Origin of the sequence: Cohnella baijiui (assembly GCF_020731285.1) — a bacterium.
Lineage (GTDB): Bacteria > Bacillota > Bacilli > Paenibacillales > Paenibacillaceae > Cohnella.
This window is the reverse complement of sequence record NZ_JAJFOW010000487.1, coordinates 1-214: the sequence shown is the minus strand read 5'-3', so window position 1 is coordinate 214 and position 214 is coordinate 1. Positions and strand designations below refer to the sequence as shown.

General features: G+C 50.5%; 1 protein-coding gene. It reads left to right on the top strand.

Annotated features, from left to right (window positions below):
- A partial coding sequence (locus LKX83_RS33485) for a hypothetical protein (RefSeq protein WP_227887635.1) occupies window positions 1-214 on the top strand: 214 nt, incomplete at both ends.

Here is a 214-nt window from a genome sequence, read left to right as displayed (position 1 = left end):
CGCATTCACATTGTGGAAGGCTTGTTGAAGGCCATTGATATTGTGGATGATCTCGTTGACCGTCAGGGTCCGATTCGCTCGGCATCCGACAGGGAGGAAGCCCGGGGATTCTTAATGGCAGAATCATTCACATTGGAAGGCCGAGAGGTTCCGCTTGGATTTACAGTAGAACAGGCAAATGCCATTCTTGATATGCGTCTGCAGGCGTTAACAG